Raw genomic sequence first — 21,429 nt, forward strand, 5'->3', positions numbered from 1 at the left:
GCTCACTTCCCGTCCCCGTCCGGCACCTCGGCCGTCCACGGAAGACTCCTCAACCGCGCGTTCACTCCCTGACGAACTTGGACACCGCCCCCGGCTCGAAGCGTTCGACGTCGCGGACGAGCGTCACCGTTTCCGGATCTTCGTTGTTCAGTGCCTGCGCCAAGTACCGCTTGTGCTGCAAATCGTACACCGTTTCGCACACCGGTAGCTCGTAAGGCTTGTCGTAGGCGATGACGGAATGCAGCTCCTGCACACGCCAGAGCTTCTCGCGCGCGTCGTAGAGATCGACCACGCGGATCTGCCAGCCATCCTCGTCCACGTAGAACACGCGCCGTCGATAGACATGCGGCGTGGCTGGACGCAGCTGCGCCTCCACGACCCAGACCCGTCGCAGCTCGTAGCGGGTCAGATCCTGGTCGATGTGGTTCTTGCGCAGGATGTCCACGTAACGCAGCGTATCGCTGTGCAGGCGATAGCTGTTGGCGGGCACGATCAGTTCGCGCTTGCCGAGCAGCTTCCAGCGGTAGCGGTCCAGGGGTCCATTGAAGCCGTCGCTCTGGTCGTCGGTGCGCAGCGCGTCGGCGCCGATGCCCGGATTGTCATAGCCGACATTGGGCGCGCGCCGCAGGCGGCGCTGGCCGGGATTGAACTGCCAGACGCGGCGTGCCTCGCGCACGCCGTCCAGCGTCTCGTGAATCAACAGCACGGAGCCCGCCAGACGTTGCGGCTGCAGCGTGACCTGCAGGAAGTAATAGAGCACGTTGTCCAGCGACGCCGGGGTCGCACCCGGCTGGCTGTAGCGATACAGCACGTCCTCGCGCAGCTTGATCTGGCCGTAGTCGCCCGAGGCGTTGACGGCAAACTGGTTGTTCCAGCGCCGCACGCCCTGGTCGCGGTAGCGGGTACGGTGATTCCAGATCACCTCGGCGCCGGTTTCCGGAATCGGGAACGGGACCCCCGTCGCCGCGCCGAGCAGGGCCAGCCCCTCCTCCTTGAGTTCGGCCCTCGTGGCATTCTGCAGGGTCGCCGCATAGACGAAATCGGGATTGGCGAACGAGCGGCGCGTCGCATAGACGGGCATGCGGTAGCTGTCCGGGAACTGGCGCAGCAGGGCGATCTGACCCGGGCTGAGCCGGTGCTCGTGCTGCGTCAGGTTCGCCGCGGTGATGACGAACAGCGGCCGGTCGTCCGGATAGGGTTCGCAGTAGCGCGCACCGGCACCGCCGAAGCAGGGCGGTGGCACCGTCAGGCCACCGCTCCACGCCGGAATGCTGCCTTCGTCGTTGCCGGCGCGTTCTGCGCCCAGCGGTGTCAGCTCGCCGCCCAGCCGCGCCGCCTGGTCATCGGTCACGCGCGCCGCGGCGGCACCCACGCAGGCCAGCAGCGGCAGGACCAGCCAGCGCGACGCCCGCATCAGAACTGATAGCCGAAAAAGACCAGCAGGTTGTCGCGGTCGTGCGTGGCGTCGCGGGTGTGCGTGCCGGTGAACCAGGTGTAGCGGATCTCACCCGTGTACGTGGACAGGTAGTCCCAGCGGATACCGGAGAGGATCTGCATGCGGTCCTCGACGAAGTTCTGGCCCAGCCCCGGCGCCACGCCCTCGACGTCGTGGAACAGGGCATTGAGGAACTCGAAGTTGATGCCCCAGAACAGGTTCTCGTACTTGGTCAGCGTCACCAGGCGGTAGCCGTAGGACAGCGCCGTGCCGAAACCCGCCTGGTCGGGATGCGCCGTGGGGTTCTGCCGCAGGGTCGCGGTGCCGCGGTTGGTGGTCGGATCGTTCGGATCGGTGCGCACGTCGCGCGGATTGATGCCGACGCTGCCGTCGGCGCCGTTGGAAATGTGCGTGTTGACACCGGCGCCCTGGAACTGCAGCTCCGAGATGTCGGGGAAATCGAGCACGTGCGTCAGGCCGAGCTCCAGCAGGAACACGATCTGGCTGGCATTGAGCAGGTTGTCGCCACCGAAGGTCTTGAGGAAGGTCGTGCCCAGCTGGCCGACCTTCATGCGCTCGTAGCCGCGGATGTAGTCCCCGGGACCATACTGCACGCCGCGATAGCCAGACACGAAATCCGGCACCGCGGTGCGCCGGCCGGGCAGCGTCGCGACGCCCAGCGAGAAGTCCTGTGCCGGGAAGGCCGGCTGCAGGCCGGCGAACACCAGGTCGGTGATGTGGACCTGAACCGGCAGGTTCGGACGGAAGGCGTACTCGCCCGACCAGGCCCAGTCGCCCAGCGTCGTGTTGAACGACACGCCGAAGACATGGATGTCTTCCGGGTACTCGGCGAAATAGCTGACTGAGCCCACCGGCAGCGGGTCGTTGGCGCCGGTGGACGGCTGATAGGTGACGCTCTGCCCGGCCTGCTGCAGCGCCAGCGCCTGGAAGTTGGCCAGCGGCACGCCGCAGCCCGAAGGGTTGAGCAGCGCCGCCAAATTGGTCGCCGGATTCTGCAGTTGCGGCGGCAGCGGCGAGTCGGGAATGCAGGTCGCGTCGGCGGCAATCAGGCCGATGGTGGGCACGCGCGAATGGTAGTTGGCGAAGTAGAAACCGAACTCGGTGCCGTTGTTCAGACCTTCCAGATAGGTCTTGAGCGCGACGCCGTACTGGCCGCCGTCCTTGGGCCTGCGCGCCTTCTCCTCGTCGAAGTTGCGCGCCATCGTCCGATCCGACTGCGAGCCGAGCACCGCCGCCGGATCGTTCGGATTGCGGTAGGGCCGGTACAGCTCCAGGGGATCTTCCGGCGCCTTGCCGAAGGACAGCATCGCGTAGGTCGCACCGGCGCCGAGGATGTCGGCCGACGAGAAGAAGCTGCCGGCGGGATCGAGTACGAACGGCTTCCACTCGTACTGATAGAAGGCTTCGACGTTGAGCCCGTCCATGACGTCGGCATTCACGCTGAACATGCCGACCGGCAGGAACAGCTCCTTGATGTCGAAGCCCGGAATGCGCAGCAGCGCCTGGTTCAACGGATTGAGGGTGTTGAGGCTGTTGAGTGCCAGGAAACCACTCTCGCCCCAGTTGATCACCTGGTTGCCGAGCTTCGCGCTGACCGGACGGCCGCCGACCTCGAAGGCGCGGCTGACGAAGTAGTCCAGCATCTGGAAGTCGTTGGCATTGACCTTGCGCGCCGAATCCGGGTAGTCCGTGCGCCGCGGCTGCAGCGTCGTGTCCGGGTGCAGTTCGCGGAAATCGTCGTAATTCGCATCGAAGAAGTAGAGGCCGCGCGCGAAGATGTTGAAGCCGAACAGATCCACCGTGAGATCACTGGTCAGCTTGGCGGTCGCGTGGACGATGTCGTAGCGGTCGAAGTTGAGATTGCCGTTGTCGCCGTTGGGCTGGTAGCTGCCGGTCTGGCGCACGTAGTAGTCGTTGGCGGTGCCGTTGCCGTCCTGCGAAGGACGCGTGGCGCTGCAGGTATCGCCGGAAAAGGTGTTGTTGCCGGAAGGATCGGGGCCCGAGGAGCCGTCGTCACCGACGCGGGCGACGCACAGGCCCGGATGCAGGCTCGACTTGCCGACCAGGTGGTCGTCACGTTTCTGCATCCGCATCGACGCACCGATCGACACCAGGTTTTCGAGCTTGACCTCGGTGCCTCCGAGTTCGAAGTTCAGCGCGAGGCCGGAATCGCTGAAGGCCAGCGCCGCGGCTGCGGCCGGCAGCGCGAGACGGCGAAGGTTGATGCTGCTGACGAAAGTTCGGTGTCTGAACATGATCCGTGATCCCCAGGCTCCGCAATTCGAGTGCACGGTCACCGCGCATGGGAGCACGCACCCGCCCCGCCGCAGGTCCGCGATTCTTCCTCCGCACGCACCGTCAACCCGTGCATGGCTTCTTCGTAGGTACCGCGCGAGTTCCACACATCCGCGCTGGTCGGAGTGTAGAGCCTCCGGGCGATTTCCGCACGCGCGCGACTTCAGTCGCCGGCGATCCAGATCAGACTGGCCATGCGGCCGCAGCGCCCGTCGCGGCGGTGTGAATAGTAGCGCTGCGCGTCGCGGTAGGTGCAGGCACCCCCGCCACTGATCGACTGCACGCCCATGCGGCGCAGGCGCAGGCACGCGAGTCCGTACAAGTCGGCGAACCAGCGGTCGCCACGCCCGCGCACGAAGCAGTCGGCGGCGATGGCATCGTCCTCGACGAACGCGCGCCGCACTTCGGGCCCGACCTCGAAGTGCGCCTGACTGATCGCCGCACCGAGCCAGGCATGCACCCGACGTGCCGGCAGCGGCAGCGCCGCGAGCGTCGTTTCGAGCACGCCGGCGGCGAGTCCGCGCCAACCCGCATGTGCAGCCGCGACCACGCTGCCGTCAGCGGCGGCGAACAACACCGGCAGACAGTCCGCAGTCAGCACGGCACAGACCACGCCGGGCCGCGAGGTCCAGGCGGCATCGGCCTGCGGCGCAGGTCGACCGCCCGGCAACTCGGCGACCCCGGTTCCATGGACCTGGCACAGCCACTCCGGCTCGGCCGGCAACTGCAGCGTGCTGCGCAGGATCTGGCGATTGCGCACGACCGCGTCCGGATCGTCGCCGACGTGCGCCGCGAGATTGAGACCGTCGTAAGGCGCGCCGCTGCAGCCGCCGGTGCGCAGGGTCTGGCCGGCGCGCACGCGCGGAGGCGCCGGCCAGTCTGCCCAGACGACATCGGCCATCGTCACCCCACGCGCGGCGCGTGCCGGCGCAGCAGCGCATACAGCTGCTGCATGTCGTCCGGCGCCTCGGCGCTCCAGCCGATGCGCCGGCCGCTGCGCGGATGCGTCAGCTCCAGCTCGCGTGCATGCAGCGCCTGGCGCGGAAAGCCGCGCAGCGCCTCGCGCAGCGCCGTGTCGAGACCACTGCCGCGCAGCGGGCCGCCATAGAGCGCGTCACCGACGATCGGGTGGCGGATGTGGGCCAGGTGCACGCGGATCTGGTGCGTGCGGCCGGTCTCGAGGCGTACCCGCAGCCGCGTGAACTGGCTGAAGCGCTCTTCGATGCGATAGTGCGTCACCGCCTCGCGGCCGCCGTGGTCGAGCACCGCCATGCGCAGGCGGTCGCGCGGATGCCGGCCGATCGGTGCGTCGATCGTGCCACCGGCGATCAGCTCGCCCTGCACCAGCGCCTCGTATTCGCGGCGGATCTCGCGCGCCTGCAGCTCGGCGACGAGCTTGGCGTGCGCCTTCAGGTTGAGGGCGACGACCAGCAGGCCGGAGGTGTCCTTGTCGAGTCGATGGACGATGCCGGCGCGCGGCACAGCCGCCGTCTGCGGAAAATGGAACAGCAGCGCGTTCTGCAGCGTGCCGTCGCGCTGACCGGCACCGGGGTGCACGGTCAGGCCCGGCGGCTTGTCGATGATCGCCAGGTCCGCGTCGGCGTGCAGCACGGTCAGCGGCAGATCCTGGGGCTCGACCGTGAACGTCTCCGCCGCCTCGGCATCGAGCGTGAGCACCGCGCCGGCGTGGACCGGCTGGCGCGTCCGCGCCACGACTTCGCCATCGACCCGCACCCGGCCCGCCTCGATCCATGACTGCAGGCGTGAACGCGAGTAATCGCCGAACAGCCGGGCACAGGCCGCGTCGAGGCGCGTGCCGTCGAGATCCGGAGGAACTTCCGCCGTCTCCAGCAGCTCTGTGTCTTCGTCGGGAGCGTTCGCGCTCATCGGCTATACTCGCTCACGCTGGCTCGTTGCCTGTCCACTACATTCTTCTCGATGAAATTCCGCATGGTCGCCGTGGCGACGCTGGCCGTCGTCGTTTCCGCGTGCAGCTCCGATCCGGACCGCCCGCCGCCGCAGAATCCGTTCAAGTCCGAGCAGACCACGGCGCGCGAACAGCGCCTGCAGGCCGCGGAATTGTACCGGCTCGCCCGCCAGGCCCTCGAATCGAGCGATTTCACCACGGCGATCCAGCGCTACGGACAGCTGTCGCTGCGCTACCCGTTCACCGACTACGCGGTGCAGGGACAGGTCGAACGCATCTACGCGATGTACCGCAACTACCAGCCCGACGAGGCGATGGCCGACGCCGAGCGTTTCCTGCGCGACTATCCGCGCCACGAACACGCGGCCTACGTGCAGTATCTCAAGGGTCTGATCAATTTCGACCGCGACCGCGGGCTGGCCGATTCACTCGGCTTCGACACGACGCGCCGCGACACCAGCAACCTGCGCCGCGCCTTCGACGACTTCAGCCTGCTGATCCAGCGCTACCCGCAGAGCCCTTACGTGGCCGATGCGCGCGCGCGCATGATCTGGCTGCGCAACCGGCTGGCCACCCACGAACTGACCGTCGTCGAGTACTACATGCGCCGGGGGGCCTACGTCGCGGCCGCCAAGCGCGCCGAGCAGATCGTCACCCAGTATCCGGGCGCGCCGGCGACGCTCAACGCGCTGGTGCTGCTGGAGCAGAGCTACGACGCGCTGGGTCTCGATGCCCAGGCCAAGGACGCACGCAAGCTGAGGGCGGCCTACGTGATGGCGGCACCCAAGGAAGCGATGGCGACGCTCGAAGACGCCAAGGCCAAGCCGGCCAAACAGGACGCCGCGCCGGCACCGTAGCGAGAGTCCGGCTTCAGATATGTCGTAAACGGCGGCCAGCGGGTGGGGCGGACAAGAGGAATGTCCAGCGGACATTCGTCCCGCCGAACGCCCGGCCAAGGATGGCCGGGCCGGTGCTCATGATGAGAAACGAGGTCGCGCCAAGGACGGCGACTCAGATATCTCCATACACAGCGGTCAGCGGATACCTCCGCTCGCGTCCAAACGCGCAGCGCGTGATCTTCGGCCCCGGCGGCGCCTGGCGGCGCTTGTATTCGGAGCGCCGCACCAGTGCGGCGACGCGCTTGACCACCGCCTCGTCGAAGCCGCGCGCGACGATCTCGGGGATCGACAACTGATCCTCGACGTAGGCTTCGAGCACCGGATCGAGGATGTCGTACGGCGGCAGCGAGTCGGAATCCTTCTGGTCCGGGCGCAGCTCGGCGCTGGGCGGACGCTCGATCACGCGCTCGGGGATCACCGGAGCATGCGCCGGCGCCAGCGTGTTTCGATAGCGTGCCAGCCGGTACACCAGGGTCTTGTAGACGTCCTTGAGCGGCGCGAAGCCGCCGCACATGTCGCCGTAGAGGGTGGCGTAACCCACCGCCATCTCGCTCTTGTTGCCGGTCGTCAGCACGACGTGACCGAACTTGTTGGACAGGGCCATCAGCAGCACGCCGCGACAGCGCGACTGGATGTTCTCCTCGGTGAGATCCACCGCGCGCCCGGCAAAGGTCTGCGCGAGCGTGCCGGTGAAGGCCTGGAACGCCGGTTCGATCGGCAGCAGCGAGTAGCGGATGCCGAGCGCCTCGGCCTCGGCACGCGCATCGTCGTTCGACATGCCCGCCGTGTAGCGCGACGGCAGCGACACCCCCCAGACGCGCTCGGACCCCAGTGCGTCGGCGGCAATGGCCGCGACGACCGCCGAATCGATGCCTCCGGACATGCCGATCAGCGCACCGGGGAACCCGTTGCGATCGACGTAGTCGCGCACCGCCTGCACCAGGCCGCGATAGACGACGGCTTCGCAGCTCGCCTCCGCGCGCAACGCGCCGCTGAAACGACCGTTCGCGTATTCGACCGGATAGACGCCTTCCTCGAACAACGGCGCGGCGAAGGAGACGCGGCCGTCGCCGTCGATCGCGCAGGAGTCGCCGTCGAAGATCACGTCGTCCTGGCCGCCGACACAGTTCACGTAGACGATCGGCAGGCCGGTCTCGGCAACGCGCGTATCGAACACGCGGCGCCGCGCCTGCGTCTTGGTCAGGTCGAAGGGCGAGGCATTGATGTTGAGCAGCAGCTCGGCGCCGGCGGCGCGCGCTGCGGCCGCCGGATTCGGGCCCCAGATGTCCTCGCAGATGCACAGCCCGATGCGCACGCCCTCGTGCGCGAACACCAGCGTGCCGGTGCCGGGACGGAAATGGCGACGCTCGTCGAACACGCCGTAATTGGGCAACAACTGCTTGCGCGTGCGCGCGACGATCTGCCCATCACGGATCACATAGGCTGCGTTGTAGATCAGCGGCTGGCCGTCGGATCCGGCCGTCGCGTATTCGGGCAGGCCGAACACGACGGTGATGCCGCGCACCTCGGCGAGCAGGCGGCGCACGCCGTCCTCGATCACGCGCGGCATCGCCGAACGCAGCAGCAGGTCGTCGGGGGGATACCCGATCAGTGACAACTCGGGGCAGGCCAGCAGGCTGGCCCCGAGCGTGTCGCGTGCATGGATCGCCGCATCGACGATCTTCTGCACGTTGCCTTCGACGTCGCCAACCCAGAGATTGATCTGGGCCAACGCGAGTCGCAGCGGTCCCGGCATGCGCCAGTCCTGGGACGTGAGTCTGCGCCGAACCTCAGAGCAGGGACTTCATCGCGGCGCCCAGGTCGGCCGGCGAACGCACCGTCTTCACCCCGGCCGCTTCCAGCGCGGCGAACTTCTCGTCGGCCGTTCCCTTGCCGCCGGAGATGATCGCGCCGGCGTGGCCCATGCGCTTGCCCGGCGGCGCGGTGACGCCAGCGATGTAGGCGACGACCGGCTTCTTCACGTTCTTCTTGATGTACGCGGCCGCCTCTTCCTCGCTGGCGCCGCCGATCTCGCCGACCATGATGATGCCGTCGGTCTTCGGATCCTTCTCGAACAGCTCGATCACCTCGATGAAGCCCAGGCCGCGCACCGGATCGCCGCCGATGCCGACACAGGTGGACTGGCCCAGACCATTCTGCGTGGTCTGGTGCACGGTTTCGTAGGTCAGGGTGCCGGAGCGCGAAACGATGCCGATGCGGCCCGGCTTGTGGATGTGGCCCGGCATGATGCCGATCTTGCATTCGCCCGGCGTGATCACGCCCGGACAGTTCGGGCCGATCAGCACGCTGCCCGGATACTGGTGGCGCAGCGTGGTCTTGACCTTGATCATGTCGTTGACCGGGATGCCCTCGGTGATGCAGACGATCACGCGGATGCCGGCGTCGGCCGCTTCGAGGATCGCATCGGCGGCGAACGGCGCCGGCACGTAGATCATCGTCGCGTCGGCACCCGTGGCCTCGACCGCGTCGTGGCAGGTGTCGAACACGGGCAGGTTCAGGTGCTCGCTGCCGCCGCGGCCCGGCGTGACGCCGCCGACCAGCTTGGTGCCGTAGGCGATGCCCTGTTCGGAGTGGAAGGTGCCCTGCTTGCCGGTGAAGCCCTGGCAGATGACCTTGGTGTCTTTGTTGATGAGGATGCTCATGGGACTCTCGTGAGACGTGAGGCCGAAGGCGCGAAGGCCTCAGGCGCTGGCCAGGGAAACGACGGTCTTGGCGGCTTCGGTCAGATCGCTCACCGGCGTGATCTTCAGCCCGCTGGCGTTGAGCATGTCGCGGCCCTTCTCCATGTTGGTGCCCTGCAGGCGTGCGACCACCGGAATCTTCAGGCCGGTCTGCTTGCAGGCCTGGATGATGCCCTCGGCGATCAGGTCGCAGCGCACGATGCCGCCGAAAATGTTGATGAAGATCGCCTTGACCTCCGGCGACTTGGTGATCAGCTTGAAGGCCTCGGTCACCTTCTCCGCCGTGGTGCCGCCGCCGACGTCGAGGAAGTTCGCGGGGCGCCCACCGTGCAGCTTGACGATGTCCATCGTCGCCATCGCCAGGCCGGCGCCGTTGACCATGCAGCCGATGTTGCCATCGAGGGTCACGTAATTGAGGTCGTACTTCGATGCCTCGCGCTCGCGCTCGTCCTCCTGCGACGGATCGCGCATCTCGGCGATCGCTTTCTGCCGGTACAGCGCGTTGCTGTCGAAGTTGAGCTTGGCGTCGAGCGCCATGACGTCGCCGTCGGCGGTGACGATCAGCGGATTGATCTCGACCAGCGCCGCATCGAGCTCGGTGAAGATGCGGTACAAACCCATCAGGATCTTGGTGAACTGATCGACCTGGGTCTTGTTCAGATCCATGAAGAAGCCGAGCTGACGCGCCTGGTAGGGCTGCAGGCCGGCGGCCGGGTGCACGTAGACGTGCTGGATCTTCTCCGGCGTGTGCGCGGCGACCTCCTCGATGTCCATGCCGCCGGCGGCGGACGCCATGAACACGATGCGCTCCTTGGAGCGATCGACCAGCGCCGACACGTACAACTCGCGCGCGATTGCCGACGGCTTCTCGACCCAGACGCTGTTGATCGGCAGCCCTTCGGCGCCGGTCTGCTTGGTCACCAGCTTCTGGCCCAGCATCTTCTTGGCCGCTTCCTCGACCGCGTCGTAGCCCTCGACCAGCTTGACGCCGCCGGCCTTGCCGCGACCGCCGGCATGCACCTGCGCCTTGACGACGAACTTCTCGCCGCCGAGCTGCTTCGCGGCCGCCCGCGCGGCCTCCGGGCTCGCGGCCAGCTGTCCCAGCGGGACGGCGATGCCGTAGCGCGCGAAAATCTCTTTAGCCTGATACTCGTGCAGATTCATGCCGCTGTCCTCTGGCGCGTGGGATCCGATGTGCGGCCGGCATTCTCGCTTACCGATGAGCCTCAAGCCAAGCGGACGTACAATCGCCCGATGAACCTATTACGCCTGTTGATCCTCGTGGCGGCAGTCTGGCTGGTCTGGCGCATCGTCAGGCAGGTGCGTCAGCAGCTGCCGCGACAAAGCCCTCCAGCCGATCTCTACGAGCCGATGGCCCGTTGCGCCAAGTGTGGCACCCACCTGCCGGCGAAATCGCTGAACTCGGCGGGCTTGTGCGGCCGCTGCAGCGAATGAACAACAACCGGCGCCACGCATCGCCGCGGCGATGAACCTGCACGCCGCGCGACCCGGCGAGGCGCCTGCGGCGCGGACCGAGGACTGGCGCATCCTCGCAGTCCTGGGCCCGTATCGCCTGCTGCTGGTTACGACACTGCTGACGCTGTACCGCGCCGGGCTGGCACCGGCCATCTTCGAGCAGCTGCGGCAGCCGATGTTCTACTACGGCTGCCTGGCTTACGCACTGATCGCGCTGGTCCTGCTGCTGCTGGGCGTCTATCGCACCCCCAGCCTGCGCATCCAGGCCCACCTGCACCTCGGTGCGGACGTACTGATGATCGGCGCGCTGGTCCTGGGCACCGGCGGCGTCAGCAGCGGCCTGGGCATCCTGCTGATTCCACCGGTGGTCGGCAGCAGTCTCGTGCTGCGCCCGCGTCTGGCCGCGGTGCATGCCGCCGTGGCAACGCTGGCGATGCTCGGCGCCGAAGCCGCGAACCAGCTGGCGGCACGCGCACCCGACACCGGCGAATACACCCAGGCCGGCCTGCTCGGCCTCATGTTCTTCGTGTCGAGCCTGGTCGCCAACGCGGCGGCCCAGCGCGCCCGGCGCAGCGAAGCGGTCGCGGCGCGCGTCGGCAGCGAGTTCATGAGCCTGTCGCGGCTCTCCGAGAACGTCATCGAGGCGATGCACACCGGCGTGCTCGTCGTCGATGCGGACGGACGCATCCGCACCGCCAATACTGCGGCGCGCCGGCTGCTCGGCAGCGAGCTGGCGCCCGGAACGCCAACGACGAAAGTTGCGCCGGAACTGCATGGCCTGGTGCGGGCCTGGCACGCCGCAAACCACGATCCCGCGACCTCGCTGCAGATCACGGGCAGCGGCCGGGAAGTCAGCGTCAGGCTGACGCGGCTGGGCTGGGGCGAGCGCGCGCCGGTGCTGGTGATGCTCGAGGACACCGCGCAGCTGCGCGAACAGGCGCAGCGGATCAAGCTCGCCGCGCTCGGCCGGCTGTCCGCCGGCATCGCCCACGAAATCCGCAATCCGCTCTCGGCGATCACGCAGGCCGGGCAGCTGCTCGCCGAATCCACGCAGATGCAGGGCGAGAACGGCCGCCTGCTGGCGATGATCCAGCGCCATGCCGGACGCATCGAACGCATCGTCAGCGACGTGCTCGACCTGTCGCGGCGCGATCCCTCGCGGCAGCAGACCCTGTCGCTGCGACAGTGGCTGGCCCAGGCGGTCGCGTTCTACCACGAAAGCCACCCGCGCGAATCACGCCCGATCGAGCTGACGGACGTGCCCGCCGGCCTGCGCATCCGCTTCGACCCGGAACATCTGCGGCAGGTCCTGTTCAACCTGTGGGACAACAGCTTCGAGAGCGGGGCACGCAGCGACCGGGCGGTGCGCGTCAGCCTGCGCGCGGCACCGACCCGCGAAGGCGACGCGGTGCAGATCGATGTCGCCGACGATGGTCCCGGGATTCCCGGCGAGCTGCAGGAACGCATCTTCGAACCCTTCTTCACCACCAACGCCAACGGCACCGGCCTGGGGCTTTTCCTGTGCCGCGAGCTGTGCGAATACAATCAGGCCCGGCTGAGCCACGTACCCACGGCCCGCGGCGCGATGTTTCGCATCCGCTGTGCCGTGCCGCCGGCAGCTTCCTCGGGCGCAGCGACATGAACACGAGTACCGCCAGGGTTTTGATCGTCGACGACGAGCCCGACATCCGCGAACTGGTCGAGATCACCCTGTCGCGCATGGGGCTGCGCACGGACGCCGCGGCGACGCTGGCCGAAGCACGGGCGCGTCTGGCCCGTGACCGATACGACGTGTGCATCACCGACATGCGCCTGCCCGACGGCAGCGGCATCGGCCTGGTCAGCGAGATCCAGCAGCTTACGCCGCAGACGCCGGTCGCGGTGATCACTGCCTACGGCAACGCCGAGGCGGCGGTCGAAAGTCTCAAGGCCGGTGCGTTCGACTTCGTGTCCAAGCCGGTGGACGTCGCCGTGCTGCGCAAGCTGGTCGATACTGCCCTGCGCCTGCGTGGTCCGGAACCGCACGCCGACGCCGGTGATGGCCTGCTCGGCGAGCACGAAAGCATCCGCCAGCTGCGGGAACTCATCGAACGGCTCGCCCGCAGTCAGGCACCGGTCCACATCACCGGCGAATCCGGCACGGGCAAGGAACTGGTCGCACGTCTGATCCACAGCAGCGGCCCGCGTGCGGCGGGCCCCTTCGTCGCCGTCAATTGCGGCGCGATCCCGGCCGAGCTGATGGAGAGCGAGTTCTTCGGCCACCTGAAGGGCAGCTTCACCGGGGCACATCGGGACAAGGCCGGCCTGTTCCAGGCCGCCGAAGGCGGAACCCTGTTCCTCGACGAGGTCGCGGACCTGCCACTGCACATGCAGGTCAAGCTGCTGCGCGCCCTGCAGGAGCGGCGGGTGCGGCCCGTGGGCGCGGAAGCGGAGGTGCCGGTCAATGTCCGCATCATCTCGGCCACACACCGCAATCTGCGCGAGCTGGCAGGCAGCGGCCAGTTCCGGCAGGACCTCCTCTACCGTCTCGACGTGATCACCGTGCACACACCGGCGCTGCGCGAGCGGCGCGCCGACATCCCGCTGCTGGCCGAGCACATCCTGCAGCGCCTCGCCGCGCAGGCCGGACTGCCCGCCGCGCCGGCACTGGACGCCACCGCCCTGCACCTGCTGATGGAGTATCCGTTCCCCGGCAACGTCCGCGAGCTGGAAAATGCGCTGGAACGGGCCATGACGCTATGCGACGGCACGCGCATCCGGGCCACGGATCTGCAGCTGCATGGACCGGTCGCCTCGCCCGCGCCGCGCGCGACCACCGATCTCGAGCGGCAGATGGAGGACATGGAGCGCAAGGCGATTCGCGAGGCCCTGGAAAAGACGCGTTACAACAAGACGCGCGCCGCCGAATTGCTCGGCATGTCGTTCCGTTCGCTGCGCTACCGCATCAAGAAGCTGGGCCTCGACCGCGAGTGAATGCACCCACACGCCACTGCAGTCGATGCACGACCCGTGCGGCCCGCTTCGACGCGCGCCGTGAGCAAACTTTACCCGCAGCGCGCCGCGCGGCTTCTGCTAGACTCGCCCGATTCGGCGTTGCCGACGTAGCGGCGCCACCAGTGGCACGAAGCTTGCGAGAGGCAGTGCCTTGATCTGGAGGACTGAGCATTGTTCCTGAATCGTTCACCGGCGACACCGCGTGAAGCCGCGTCGATCCCGGCCGGATCACGCCGACGGGCAGCGCGGCGCAGCCCGCACGAGGCCCTGACCTGGCGGGGCGATCACGCCAGCGAACCCGCCCAGCAGGTGCTGCGCAACACGCTGCGCTCGGCCTGCGAAGTGATCGGCGCCCAGCGCGGCTTCATCCTGCAGACCCGCGACGAGCCCGCTCTGGAAGTGGTGTGCGCACATCACGTCAGCCCGCGCGACCTGCTCGACATCGTTCTCGGTTGCGCTGCGCGCGCGCTGCACCAGTCGCTGGTCCATGGCGGCCTGGGACTGGCGGACCGCCTCGGCCTGATCCTGCCGCAGCTCGACGGCAGTTTCGAGGAAAACGCGCCGGCCGTGGTTGCAGTGCCGCTGGAGCTCGGCTGCCCGCAGCGCGGCGTGATGTGCCTGCTGCGGGCGGATCCGCCGCGCGTGCTGGGGGAACTGGACATCGAGATCCTCGAAGCGCTCGCCGAACAGGCGGCCCTGGCGTTGCGTGCGGCCAACCAGCAGTCCGCGCTGAGTCGCCTCGCCGCCAGCCTGCACGCGCTCTCGCCGCAGCCGGCCTGAGCACGCCACGGGCATGGAGCCACAGCGGGAGTCCGCGCGCAGCGAACGGCCCGCCGATACGGTGAGGCCGGCGAGCGAGGCCGAAACCGAGGACTTTCGCCAGGCGGTGCTGCGTCAGGTCGAGGCACTGACCGCCGACAACCAGCGCCTGCTGCAATCGGTGGTACGCAGCGAGCGTCGATTCAGGACGCTGGCCAAGTCGGTCTGGCACGTCCAGGAGGAAGAGCGCCGGCGCCTCGCACGCGAACTGCATGACGGCATCGGCCAGACGCTCACCGCGCTCGCCAACCAGCTGCAGCGCATCCTCGACGACGCGCGCGGCGCCGGCAATCTGGGACTCGAACACCGGCTCGGCGACGCGCTGGAACTGACCCGCACCTCGCTGCACGACACCCGTGAGCTGTCACGCCTGCTGCGGCCGACGCTGCTCGACGATCTGGGCCTCGACGCCGCGCTGAACTGGCTGGCGCGCACGCTCAGCGAGCGCACTGGGCTGGCGATCGAACTGCGCTCAGGCCTCGACGAGCAGCGCCTGCACCCGGACATCGAGACGCTGGTGTTCCGCGTCACGCAGGAAGCGCTGACCAACGTGATCCGCCACGCGCAGGCGCGCTCGGCGCAGATCGTGCTGCAGAGACGCGGCGACCTGCTGATGCTGCGCATCGAGGACGACGGTCGCGGCGTCGATCTCCAGGCGCTCGCCGATGCCGAACGCTCAGGAGCGAGCGGCGGCCTGCGCGGCATGCGCGACCGCGCCGAGCTGTTCGGCGGCCGCGTCGAACTCAGGGCAGCCACCGGCGGCGGCACGATCGTACAAATGACGCTCGCGCTCGACGCCTCCGATTCTGGACATCCGACGAACCCATGAACCCGATCCGCCTTCTGGTCGCCGACGACCACACCATCGTCCGCGAGGGGCTGGTTTCCATGCTCGAGGAAACCGGCGAATGCCAAGTGGTCGCCCAGGCCGCCGACGGCCATCAGGCGATGGATCTCGCGCTCAAGACCCAGCCCGACGTCGTCGTCACCGACATCTCGATGCCGCGCATGTCGGGCCTGGAAGTCGTCAAGCGCGTGCGCGCCGAGCTGCCGGGCACGCGCACGCTGGTGCTGACGGTCCACGAGGAGGACGAGTACATCCTGCCGATCCTGCGCGCCGGCGCCAACGGTTTCCTCAACAAGGACACCTCGGTCGCCGAGTTGATGACCGCGATCAAGGCGATCCACGGCGGCCAGTCGTACTTCGGTCCGCGGGCCGCCAAGGCGCTGGCGGAGCGGCAGGGCCGCGGCCGCAGCATCAGCGCCGATCCCTACGAGAGCCTCACGGCGCGCGAACGCGAGACCTTCCACCTGGTGATCCAGGGCAAGACCACCAAGGAGATCGCGCAGATCCTCGACATCGGCGTCAAGACCGCCGAGAACCACCGTGCGCGCATGATGGAGAAACTGGGGCTGCGCAACACCGCCGAAGTCGTGCGTTTCGCCGCGCTGCGCGGCTTGTTGTCCTGAACGCCGACTTACGCCGCATCCCAGCCAGCCGCTATACTTCGCAGGTTAGGCCGAGCGCATCGTCCTGGGAGTCACGGCCCGTCGTCCGGGTCGCGGGTGGTGTCGCGTTCGTGCCTTGTCAAGGATTTCGCTATCACTCCTGCAGGGGCATGGTTCAATGAGCAATCAAGGCGTGGATCCTGGCCGCCGCCGGTTCCTCACGCTGACGACCGCGGTCGTCGGCGGTGCTGGAACGGTCGCAGCGGTCTGGCCATTTCTGGCGTCACTCAAGCCGAGCGAACGCGCCAAGGCGCTGGGCGCGCCGGTGACCGTGGACATCTCCAAGGTCGAGCCCGGCCAGCGCATCATCGTCGCCTGGCGCGGCAAGCCGGTGTGGATCGTGCGGCGCACCCCGGACATGCTGCAGTCCCTGCCCAAGGTCAGCGCCGATCTGCGCGACCCCGCGTCGAAGGAGCCGCAGCAGCCGGCCTATGCGCAGAACGAGGCGCGTGCGATCAAGCCCGAGGTGCTGGTGATGGTCGGCTCGTGCACGCACCTGGGCTGCTCGCCGACCTTCCGCCCGGATCACCCGGCGCCAGAAATCGACCCGAACTGGCAGGGCGGCTTCTACTGCCCCTGCCACGGCTCGAAGTTCGACCTGTCCGGCCGCGTGTACAAGGGCGTGCCGGCGCCGCTGAACCTGGTCGTGCCGCCGCATCGCTACGCGGGCGACCACACGATCGTGGTCGGTGAAGACACCGTGGGAGCTGCGTGATGGCCATCGTTCCCAATCCCTACAAGACCACCGGCTTCCTCGGCTGGATCGACGACCGCTTCCCGCTGACCAAGCTGTGGAAGGACCACCTCGCCGAATACTACGCACCGAAGAACTTCAACTTCTGGTACTACTTCGGTTCGCTGGCCCTGCTCGTGCTGGTCAACCAGCTGCTGACCGGCATCTTCCTGACGATGCACTACAAGACGGATGCCGCGCAGGCCTGGCACAGCGTCGAGTACATCATGCGCGACGTGCCCTGGGGCAACGTCATCCGCTACCTGCATTCGACCGGCGCATCGGCATTCTTCGTCGTCGTCTATCTGCACATGTACCGCGGCCTGCTGTATGGCTCGCACCGCAAGCCGCGTGAGCTGATCTGGATCTTCGGCTGCCTGATCTTCCTGTGCCTGATGGCGGAAGCCTTCTGCGGCTACGTGCTGCCGTGGGGACAGATGTCCTACTGGGGCGCGCAGGTGATCATCTCGCTGTTCGGCGCGATTCCGGTGGTCGGCCCCGATCTGGTGATCTGGATCCAGGGCGACTACATCCCGTCGGACGCGACGCTCAACCGCCTGTTCTCGCTGCACGTCATCGCGATTCCGCTGGTGCTCGTCGGCCTGGTCGTCGCGCACCTGATCGCACTGCACGAAGTGGGCTCGAACAACCCCGACGGCGTCGAGATCAAGAAGAAGAAGGATCCGACGACCGGCATCCCGCTCGACGGCATCCCGTTCCACCCGTATTACACCGTCAAGGATCTGGTCGGTGTCGGCGTGTTCCTGATCGTCTTCCTCGGCATCGTGTTCTTCGCGCCGGACGGCGGCGGCTACTTCCTCGAAAAGCCCAACTTCCAGGAAGCCAACCCGCTGGTCACACCGGATCACATCACGCCGGCGTGGTATTTCGGTGCGTTCTACGCAATTCTGCGCGCGATCCCCAACAAGCTGCTCGGCGTCGTCGGCATGTTCGGCGCGGTGCTGATCCTGTTCGCGCTGCCCTGGCTCGACCGGTCCCCGGTCAAGTCGATCCGCTACAAGGGCCCGATCTTCAAGGCCGCGGTGGCGCTGTTCACGATCGCGTTCGTCGCACTGTGCTACTTCGGCATGCAGCCGCCGACCGAAATCGGCACGCTGATCTCGCGCATCGGCACTGCGATCTACTTCGGCTTCTTCATCCTGATGCCGTTCTACTCCAAGCTCGACAAGACCAAGCAGGAACCGGAGCGCGTGACTTATGAAGCGCATTAACGCCAACCTCATGACGGCCGCGCGTTCGCTGCTGCTGGCCGGCGCGGCCCTGTGTGCGTCCGCGGCACAGGCCGCGGGTGGTGCCGTGCTGCCCTACAGCTTCAAGCCGGACACGGGCAACCTGGCCTCTGCGCAGCGTGGCGCACGCAACTTCATGAACTACTGCTCGGGCTGCCACTCGATGGCCCACCTCCGCTACGGTCGCATGGCCGCGGACCTGGACATCCCCGAGGAGCTGCTCAAGAAGAATCTGATGTTCACGACCGAGAAGCCGGGTGATCACATCGTTTCGTCGATGCCGGCCGAATCGGCCGGCTGGTTCGGCGCGCGTCCACCGGATCTCACGCTCGAAACGCGCATGCGCGGTGCCGACTGGGTTTACAACTACCTGATGACCTTCTACCTCGATGCGGGCCGTCCGCTGGGCACCAACAACCTGGTGCTGCCGGGGGCGTCGATGCCGCACGTGCTCGGCGAACTGCAGGGCTGGCAGGTCAGGCACGAGGAAGCCCCGGCGGGTGAAGGCGGCCACGGCGGCGCACACGCCGCCCCCAGCTTCAAGATCGCCGTTCCCGGCAAGCTCGACGCGAAGGAGTACCAGAAGTTCGTCGCCGACACGGTGAACTTCATGGTGTATGCGGCCGAACCCGGACGTGCGGACCGGGTCTCGACCGGCATCAAGGTCATGCTGTTCCTGGTGCTGTTCACGGTGCTCGCCTACATGCTCAAGCGCGAGTACTGGAAAGACGTCCACTAGCCGGCGATGGCGATGCGCACGGCGCCGTTCATGCCGAGACCTCCGGCGATGAACGGCGCCGTTTGTTTTTGAGGCGCGCACGATGGCGATCCCGGCGAAGAGCAAGTACGTGATGGACAGCCGCCCGGGCGCGCGCGCCGGGCTGACGCTGTACTGCGCGCCGGACGACCTCAGCGGCCGCTGGGCACGCATCGTGCTCGCTGAGAAGGACATCGACCACGCGCGCATCGAATGGGTCCGCCCGGGCGGTCGGCCGCATCCCGACCTGATCGTGCTCAATCCTTCGCTGAGCTTGCCGACGCTGGCCGACCGCGATGCCGTGATGTACCCGGCCGGCATCATCGTCGAGTACCTTGACGAGCGCTACCCGCACCCGCGCCTGCTCCCGCCCGACCCGGCCACGCGCGCGCTGATCCGAATGATGCTGGCCCGACTGGAACGCGAGCTGCTGCCGCTGGCGCAGTCGATCCTGGCTGCACCCAAGTCCCCGGACGTCAAGGCCGCGCGCAAGCAACTGGGTGAGAACCTCGCCGCCAGCGGGCGCTTCTTCCCGCAGCGCGGCTGGTGCCTCGGGCTGACCGATTTCAGCCTCGCCGACTGCGCATGGGCCGCGCTGCTGTCGGCGCTGCCGGCGCTGCAGCTCAAGCCGCCGGAGGATCCCGCGCTGCTGCGCTACGCGCAGCGGGTGCTCGCCCGCCCGAGCGTACAATCGAGCCTCCGCTGATCCGCGGCTGCGCGCGCGGACCCGCCGGGACCTCATCGAGATCCATCGCCACCATGCCGAAATCCCGCCGTCCGTACCTGATCCGCGCCATCTTCGACTGGTGCTGCGACAACGGCTACACGCCGCATGTCCTGGTCGCCGCCGATCATCCGGGCGTCTCCGTGCCACGCGAGTACGTCAAGGACGGACGCATCACGCTCAACATCAGCCCGGTGGCGGTACAGAACCTCGACCTGCACTGTGATCCGATCTGGTTCTCGGCGCGGTTCGGCGGCCGCCCTTTCGATGTCCAGTTTCCACCGGGCGCGGTGCTGGCGATCTTCGCTCGCGAGAACGGCGAAGGGGTGATGTTCGGCGAAGTCGAGGCAGCCGAGTCCGCGTCAGCCGCAGCCGACAAGCCGCCGCCACCCGAACCGCCCAAGCCCACCAGGCCGGGCCGGCCGACCCTGCGGGTCGTCAAGTAGCGACCGCTCAGACCGCCTCCCGCCTCCATTCAGCTCGTGACACCGTCCTTGCGGCGATGACCGGACCGAGAATGGAGCCCCGTCCGACCGCCGGCCTCGCGATGACGTCCAGCTCGCAGGAACTGCATCGTATCGTTCGCATCAACGAACAGATCAAGAGTGTCGTGCGACCGGCATTCCGCATCAGCGTGATGGCGCTCAACGCCATCATGCTGGCGCGGCGCGCGGGCGATGCCGCACGCGGCTTCGGCGTGCTGTCCGACGAACTGCGCCGCTTTGCCGGCGAACTGTCGCAGCAGATGAACGGACTGCGCGGACTCACCGCCAGCTCGGTGGCCACGGTCACCGCTCTGGTCAAGGAAGCCCGCTATCTCGCGATCTCCGAACGCATCACCGTCGTCCCGCCCGCCGTCCAGGAAAAGCTCGACGAGGTGCGCACCCGGCAACGTGTGGCCGTGCACCAGCGCATCCTCACGTTGAGGCAGACGCAGGCCAGCGTGCGACGCCTGCTGACGGACGAGATCCTGCCGCTGATGCAGCTCGGCACGGTGCTGGCGCGATCGGCGCACATCGAGGCCGCCTACGGCGGGCGCTTCGCGGCCGAGCTGGGACAGGTGTCGGCCGAGTTCAGCCGGACGATCGACGAGATCGAGACTGCGCTGACGGCACTGCACAAGGCGACCGGAGACGAACACCGATGAAACGCGCCCAGATCATCTTCGACGACGGTGGCCATCGCTGGCTCGCCATCGCGCGTGACCCGGACAAGCCGGGCTACGTGATCGACACCAACGAGTACCTGGTGATCAGCGATGGTCGCGGCCTGCTCTGCGACCCGGGCGGCATGGAGATCTTCCCCGCGGTGTTCTCGGCGCTCAGCGCCGAATACGATCCGGCGAACATCGACGCCATCTTCGCGTCACACCAGGACCCGGACATCATCTCGTCGCTGAGCCTGTGGCTGGAGTTCAACCCGGCGCTGAAGTGCTATTGCAGCTGGCTGTGGTCCAGCTTCATCCCGCACTTCGGCGGCGGGCCTGAAACCTTCGTATCGATACCGGACGACGGCCTCGACATCATCCATGGCCGGCTGACGCTCGAGGCGATTCCGGCGCACTACCTGCACTCCTCCGGCAACTTCCATCTCTACGATCCGAAGGCCGAATTGCTGTTCTCCGGCGATATCGGGGCGGCACTGCTGCCGCCCGACGAAGCCGGCTTGTACGTCGAGGATTTCGACCGCCACATTCGCCACGCGGAAGGCTTTCATCGCCGCTGGATGGGCTCGGACAAGGCCAAGCTCGACTGGTGCGAGCGCGTTTCCAAGCTGAAGATTGAGCTGATGTGCCCGCAGCACGGCGCGATCTACCGCGGCGCCGACGTGCAGCGCTTCATCAACTGGTTCGCCGAACTCGAAGTCGGCGTGCTGCGGAGTTGACGGC

At 67.6% G+C, this 21,429-nt stretch carries 21 protein-coding genes; 14 read left to right on the forward strand and 7 right to left on the reverse strand.

The window, feature by feature from the left end; genetic code table 11:
- Positions 1-61: 61 nt before the first annotated feature.
- The 4 genes from AAG565_RS09680 to rluD form a co-directional block, all read right to left on the reverse strand.
- Entirely contained in the window at positions 62-1,414 is a 1,353-nt protein-coding gene (locus tag AAG565_RS09680; protein WP_348819383.1) for a DUF1329 domain-containing protein, read from the reverse strand.
- Positions 1,414-3,711 (reverse strand): DUF1302 domain-containing protein, encoded by a 2,298-nt coding sequence (locus tag AAG565_RS09685; protein WP_348819384.1) that lies wholly within the window; start codon positions 3,709-3,711, stop codon positions 1,414-1,416. The genes AAG565_RS09680 and AAG565_RS09685 overlap by 1 nt, the downstream gene beginning before the upstream one ends.
- A gap of 203 nt (positions 3,712-3,914) precedes the next feature.
- Positions 3,915-4,652, reverse strand: coding sequence for a peptidoglycan editing factor PgeF (gene pgeF / locus AAG565_RS09690; RefSeq protein WP_348819385.1), 738 nt, complete (start codon positions 4,650-4,652; stop codon positions 3,915-3,917).
- Between the two features lie 2 nt (positions 4,653-4,654).
- Positions 4,655-5,638 carry a 23S rRNA pseudouridine(1911/1915/1917) synthase RluD gene (gene rluD / locus AAG565_RS09695; protein WP_348819386.1) on the reverse strand — a complete coding sequence of 328 codons (984 nt, stop codon included), beginning with the start codon at positions 5,636-5,638 and terminating at the stop codon, positions 4,655-4,657.
- Between the two features lie 51 nt (positions 5,639-5,689).
- On the opposite strand from rluD, the gene AAG565_RS09700 reads away from it, so the two are divergent.
- Positions 5,690-6,535, forward strand: coding sequence for an outer membrane protein assembly factor BamD (locus tag AAG565_RS09700; RefSeq protein ID WP_348819387.1), 846 nt, complete (start codon positions 5,690-5,692; stop codon positions 6,533-6,535).
- Between the two features lie 154 nt (positions 6,536-6,689).
- Here the strand turns inward: AAG565_RS09700 and AAG565_RS09705 are convergent, their stop codons facing one another.
- From AAG565_RS09705 to sucC, 3 genes are read right to left on the reverse strand one after another with little or no spacing between them, the layout of a single operon-like run.
- On the reverse strand, positions 6,690-8,333 hold the full coding sequence (locus tag AAG565_RS09705) for an NAD+ synthase (protein WP_348819388.1): 1,644 nt from the start codon (positions 8,331-8,333) through the stop codon (positions 6,690-6,692).
- A 34-nt stretch (positions 8,334-8,367) separates the two neighbouring features.
- The gene (gene sucD, locus AAG565_RS09710; protein WP_348819389.1) at positions 8,368-9,240 is read right to left on the reverse strand and encodes a succinate--CoA ligase subunit alpha; all 873 of its coding nucleotides are present in this window, start codon (positions 9,238-9,240) and stop codon (positions 8,368-8,370) included.
- 39 nt (positions 9,241-9,279) lie between these two features.
- Entirely contained in the window at positions 9,280-10,443 is a 1,164-nt protein-coding gene (sucC, locus tag AAG565_RS09715) for an ADP-forming succinate--CoA ligase subunit beta (protein WP_348819390.1), read from the reverse strand.
- Between the two features lie 90 nt (positions 10,444-10,533).
- Here sucC and AAG565_RS09720 point away from each other — a divergent pair, with 90 nt between their 5' ends.
- From AAG565_RS09720 to AAG565_RS09780, 13 genes are all read left to right on the forward strand, one after another.
- Entirely contained in the window at positions 10,534-10,734 is a 201-nt protein-coding gene (locus AAG565_RS09720) for a PP0621 family protein (RefSeq protein WP_348819391.1), read from the forward strand.
- 31 nt (positions 10,735-10,765) lie between these two features.
- Positions 10,766-12,397, forward strand: coding sequence for an ATP-binding protein (locus AAG565_RS09725; RefSeq protein ID WP_348819392.1), 1,632 nt, complete (start codon positions 10,766-10,768; stop codon positions 12,395-12,397).
- Positions 12,394-13,728: a sigma-54 dependent transcriptional regulator gene (locus AAG565_RS09730; protein WP_348819393.1), complete on the forward strand. Its 1,335-nt coding sequence runs from the start codon at positions 12,394-12,396 to the stop codon at positions 13,726-13,728. The genes AAG565_RS09725 and AAG565_RS09730 overlap by 4 nt, the downstream gene beginning before the upstream one ends.
- A gap of 192 nt (positions 13,729-13,920) precedes the next feature.
- Positions 13,921-14,529, forward strand: a complete 609-nt coding sequence (locus tag AAG565_RS09735; RefSeq protein ID WP_348819394.1) for a GAF domain-containing protein — start codon at positions 13,921-13,923, stop codon at positions 14,527-14,529.
- Between the two features lie 13 nt (positions 14,530-14,542).
- Entirely contained in the window at positions 14,543-15,397 is an 855-nt protein-coding gene (locus tag AAG565_RS09740; RefSeq protein WP_348819395.1) for a sensor histidine kinase, read from the forward strand.
- Positions 15,394-16,038, forward strand: coding sequence for a response regulator transcription factor (locus tag AAG565_RS09745; protein ID WP_348819396.1), 645 nt, complete (start codon positions 15,394-15,396; stop codon positions 16,036-16,038). Before AAG565_RS09740 ends, AAG565_RS09745 begins: the two co-directional genes overlap by 4 nt.
- Before the next feature lie 157 nt (positions 16,039-16,195).
- Complete coding sequence (gene petA / locus AAG565_RS09750; RefSeq protein WP_348819397.1) at positions 16,196-16,792, forward strand: ubiquinol-cytochrome c reductase iron-sulfur subunit; 597 nt, start codon at positions 16,196-16,198, stop codon at positions 16,790-16,792.
- Entirely contained in the window at positions 16,792-18,042 is a 1,251-nt protein-coding gene (locus tag AAG565_RS09755; RefSeq protein WP_348819398.1) for a cytochrome b N-terminal domain-containing protein, read from the forward strand. The genes petA and AAG565_RS09755 overlap by 1 nt, the downstream gene beginning before the upstream one ends.
- A gap of 10 nt (positions 18,043-18,052) precedes the next feature.
- Positions 18,053-18,799: a cytochrome c1 gene (locus AAG565_RS09760; RefSeq protein WP_348819399.1), complete on the forward strand. Its 747-nt coding sequence runs from the start codon at positions 18,053-18,055 to the stop codon at positions 18,797-18,799.
- An 82-nt stretch (positions 18,800-18,881) separates the two neighbouring features.
- Positions 18,882-19,523, forward strand: a complete 642-nt coding sequence (locus tag AAG565_RS09765) for a glutathione S-transferase N-terminal domain-containing protein (RefSeq protein ID WP_348819400.1) — start codon at positions 18,882-18,884, stop codon at positions 19,521-19,523.
- A 53-nt stretch (positions 19,524-19,576) separates the two neighbouring features.
- Entirely contained in the window at positions 19,577-19,987 is a 411-nt protein-coding gene (locus tag AAG565_RS09770) for a ClpXP protease specificity-enhancing factor (protein WP_348819401.1), read from the forward strand.
- Positions 19,988-20,088: 101 nt separating this feature from the next.
- Positions 20,089-20,688 (forward strand): chemotaxis protein, encoded by a 600-nt coding sequence (locus AAG565_RS09775; RefSeq protein ID WP_348819402.1) that lies wholly within the window; start codon positions 20,089-20,091, stop codon positions 20,686-20,688.
- Positions 20,685-21,425 (forward strand): MBL fold metallo-hydrolase, encoded by a 741-nt coding sequence (locus AAG565_RS09780; RefSeq protein WP_348819403.1) that lies wholly within the window; start codon positions 20,685-20,687, stop codon positions 21,423-21,425. Before AAG565_RS09775 ends, AAG565_RS09780 begins: the two co-directional genes overlap by 4 nt.
- Positions 21,426-21,429: the final 4 nt, after the last annotated feature.

The organism is Fontimonas sp. SYSU GA230001, from assembly GCF_040066175.1.
Classification (GTDB): Bacteria; Pseudomonadota; Gammaproteobacteria; order Nevskiales; family Nevskiaceae; genus Solimonas.

Excerpts from the sequence above, each read along its gene's own strand:
- AAG565_RS09680 (WP_348819383.1), bottom strand. The coding sequence starts at position 1,414 with ATGCGGGCGTCGCGCTGGCTGGTCCTGCCGCTGCTGGCCTGCGTGGGT.
- AAG565_RS09685 (WP_348819384.1), bottom strand. The coding sequence starts at position 3,711 with ATGTTCAGACACCGAACTTTCGTCAGCAGCATCAACCTTCGCCGTCTC.
- pgeF (WP_348819385.1), bottom strand. The coding sequence starts at position 4,652 with ATGGCCGATGTCGTCTGGGCAGACTGGCCGGCGCCTCCGCGCGTGCGC.
- rluD (WP_348819386.1), bottom strand. The coding sequence starts at position 5,638 with ATGAGCGCGAACGCTCCCGACGAAGACACAGAGCTGCTGGAGACGGCG.
- AAG565_RS09700 (WP_348819387.1), top strand. The coding sequence starts at position 5,690 with ATGAAATTCCGCATGGTCGCCGTGGCGACGCTGGCCGTCGTCGTTTCC.
- AAG565_RS09705 (WP_348819388.1), bottom strand. The coding sequence starts at position 8,333 with ATGCCGGGACCGCTGCGACTCGCGTTGGCCCAGATCAATCTCTGGGTT.
- sucD (WP_348819389.1), bottom strand. The coding sequence starts at position 9,240 with ATGAGCATCCTCATCAACAAAGACACCAAGGTCATCTGCCAGGGCTTC.
- sucC (WP_348819390.1), bottom strand. The coding sequence starts at position 10,443 with ATGAATCTGCACGAGTATCAGGCTAAAGAGATTTTCGCGCGCTACGGC.
- AAG565_RS09720 (WP_348819391.1), top strand. The coding sequence starts at position 10,534 with ATGAACCTATTACGCCTGTTGATCCTCGTGGCGGCAGTCTGGCTGGTC.
- AAG565_RS09725 (WP_348819392.1), top strand. The coding sequence starts at position 10,766 with ATGAACCTGCACGCCGCGCGACCCGGCGAGGCGCCTGCGGCGCGGACC.
- AAG565_RS09730 (WP_348819393.1), top strand. The coding sequence starts at position 12,394 with ATGAACACGAGTACCGCCAGGGTTTTGATCGTCGACGACGAGCCCGAC.
- AAG565_RS09740 (WP_348819395.1), top strand. The coding sequence starts at position 14,543 with ATGGAGCCACAGCGGGAGTCCGCGCGCAGCGAACGGCCCGCCGATACG.
- AAG565_RS09745 (WP_348819396.1), top strand. The coding sequence starts at position 15,394 with ATGAACCCGATCCGCCTTCTGGTCGCCGACGACCACACCATCGTCCGC.
- petA (WP_348819397.1), top strand. The coding sequence starts at position 16,196 with ATGAGCAATCAAGGCGTGGATCCTGGCCGCCGCCGGTTCCTCACGCTG.
- AAG565_RS09755 (WP_348819398.1), top strand. The coding sequence starts at position 16,792 with ATGGCCATCGTTCCCAATCCCTACAAGACCACCGGCTTCCTCGGCTGG.
- AAG565_RS09760 (WP_348819399.1), top strand. The coding sequence starts at position 18,053 with ATGACGGCCGCGCGTTCGCTGCTGCTGGCCGGCGCGGCCCTGTGTGCG.
- AAG565_RS09765 (WP_348819400.1), top strand. The coding sequence starts at position 18,882 with ATGGCGATCCCGGCGAAGAGCAAGTACGTGATGGACAGCCGCCCGGGC.
- AAG565_RS09770 (WP_348819401.1), top strand. The coding sequence starts at position 19,577 with ATGCCGAAATCCCGCCGTCCGTACCTGATCCGCGCCATCTTCGACTGG.
- AAG565_RS09775 (WP_348819402.1), top strand. The coding sequence starts at position 20,089 with ATGACGTCCAGCTCGCAGGAACTGCATCGTATCGTTCGCATCAACGAA.
- AAG565_RS09780 (WP_348819403.1), top strand. The coding sequence starts at position 20,685 with ATGAAACGCGCCCAGATCATCTTCGACGACGGTGGCCATCGCTGGCTC.